Genomic DNA, 2,361 nt, shown 5'->3' on the forward strand with positions numbered 1-2,361 from the left:
TTGGTCAGCGCGATGATGGCCAGCGCCGCCACCGCGTCGGACGCGCGCAAACCCTTGTCCATCAGGTACGCCGGCAAGTGCGTGCCGATGAAGGCCAGTTGGAAGCCGCAGGCCAGGAAGCCCAGGTTCAGCAGCCAGAAACCGGGTTGGGCGAAGGCTTCGCGGATGGCGGCGGACATGGACAACCCAGTCTCTCCGGCGGACCCGCCCTGCTCCCGGCCGGCGGACTCTCTCAGGGGCAACGCCAGGGGCAGCAGCATGATCAGCACCAGCGCGAACGACAGCAGGGCTGCGACCCAGCCCCAGCCGCCGATCAGCCATTGCGCGGCCGGCACCATGGTGAACTGGCCCAGTCCGCCCACCGCGCCCGCCACGCCCAGCGCCCAGCTGCGACGCTCGGGCGCCACCAGCCGGCTGAGCGCGCCGTAGATCGCGGCGAATGCCGTGCCGGACAATGCGATGCCTATGCACACGCCCGCCGTCCACAGGAACCCCGCCGGCGTGGCGGCATGCGCCATGCCGGCCAGCCCCAGCGCATAGAACACCAGTCCGCCCGCGATCACCTTGGCCGAGCCGTAGCGGTCGGCAATCATTCCGGTAAAGGGCTGGACCACGCCCCAGGTCAGGTTCTGCACCGCCAGCGCCATGGCGAAGGTCTCGCGGCTCCAGCCCCGGTCCATCGTGACCGGCAGCAGGAACAGCCCCTGCACGTGGCGCACGCCCAGCGCCAGGCCCATGATGACGCCGCCGGCCAGGACCAGCAGCAATAGTTGGGAGGCATCCAGGGAAGACTTGCGCAGGACAGGCATGGCGGACCTCGGCAATGGATCGTCGCCCCCAGACAGGCGGGCACCGGCATCCATTACAGGGCCGGCGCGTGCACGCATCAACCGATTATTTTTTGTCCGCTGCATGCTTTGCGGGAATGTCAGCGCGGGACCGGAATCGGCGCTGCGTGAGTCCGGGCATCGGCGTTATTAACGGTTTGTTTTCGACAGTTACATTTGCCACGTATTTGCCTGCTGACGCTGGTTACAGTGCTGCCTTCCCATCTTTCTTGGCAGGCATACGACCATGTGGCACGCCCAGCCCGGCCTTTACGCTTGCGCGGTTGCAATCCGCGCCGTTGCACGATGAAGACCCCGCTCGCCCTCAAACCCCTGGCGCTGGCCCTGGCGCTGGCCGCCCTGCCCGCCGTCCCCGGCGTGGCGCTGGCCAGTTGGATGGACCGGTGCGGCCCTGGCTACAACGAATACAACGGCGCCGACCTGGAATGCCAATTGGCCTTCCACGAAGGCCTGGCCGCCGTGCTGGCCGGATCGGCCGACGATGACGCCGGACGCTGGGGCTACCTCGACAAGCAAGGCCGCATGGCCATCGCGCCGGCCTTCCGGGAGGCCAAGTCCTTCCAGAACGGCCTGGCTGCCGCCAGCCAGGACGGGCTCTGGGGCTACATCGACAAGCAGGGGCAATGGGCCATCAAGCCGCGCTTTGCCGAAGCGACGGGTTTCAATGCCGAAGGCACCGCGCTGGCCGAAGAGCAAGGGCACGACGTGCTGATCGACCGCCAGGGCAAGGTCGTCAAGACCTTCGAGCTGGGTACGCGTTCCTGGGGCTTCCAACGGGGGCAGAAGCTGGCATCGATGGAAATGCCCATGCCGCCGCGCCTGTTCAACACTGCGACCGGCAAGGCGGCGACGCTGCCCGCCGGCGTGATGGCGCTGGCCGCACCGAGCGGCGGCTACCTGCCCGCCCAGTTGCGCGATTCGCGCTACGGCGGCTGGTGGGGGCTCCTGGACGAACAGGCACGCTGGGCGATCGCGCCGGACGTGCTGCGCGCCCGCGAGCCTGCGCTGCGCGATGGCGATGTGCTGGCAGTGAACCGCGAGGAAGGCTGGGAATTCGTGGATGTGCACGGCAAAAGCATCCATGCGCAGCGCTATGAGCATGTGCAGTTGGCGGGCCCCGGGCTGTGGCTGGTCAAGCAGAAAGGCGCGGGCAAGGCACTGCTGCTGAACAGCAAGCTCGGCGTCCAGCACGCCTTCAAGGGCAATTACATCGGCCTGGATGAACGCGATGGCTGGCGCGTCATGATCGATGACGAGGCGGTGCTGCTGATCGATCCCGCCGGAAAGTTCCGCAAGATAGACGCGCGCCACGGCCGGGTGCAGATCAGCAACGGACAGGCCTGGGTGACGGCTTCGCTGGCGCCGCGCGCCGCGGATATGGCGGCCGACGCTGCGGCTGTGGCTGCTGATGCTGCGGCGGATGCCGCGGCAATGACGGGCGATGCCGCAGCGGCCGGTACTGCCGCAGTCTCTGACGACGATGGCCCCGGAGAGGCGGTGGAGGCCTCGGCCG

2 protein-coding genes are annotated in these 2,361 nt (G+C 68.0%); one reads left to right on the forward strand and one right to left on the reverse strand.

Going from position 1 to position 2,361, the window contains the following annotated elements; all coding sequences use genetic code 11:
• Window positions 1-809 (reverse strand): MFS transporter (locus VIR09_RS01995; RefSeq protein WP_332011321.1); only part of this gene is annotated, 809 nt, incomplete at its 3' end.
• A gap of 324 nt (window positions 810-1,133) precedes the next feature.
• Here VIR09_RS01995 and VIR09_RS02000 point away from each other — a divergent pair.
• Window positions 1,134-2,361: WG repeat-containing protein (locus VIR09_RS02000; protein WP_332011323.1), on the forward strand; the 1,228-nt coding region annotated here is incomplete at its 3' end.

The sequence above is a fragment of the Achromobacter sp. genome (assembly GCF_036567245.1).
Lineage (GTDB): Bacteria > Pseudomonadota > Gammaproteobacteria > Burkholderiales > Burkholderiaceae_B > Achromobacter.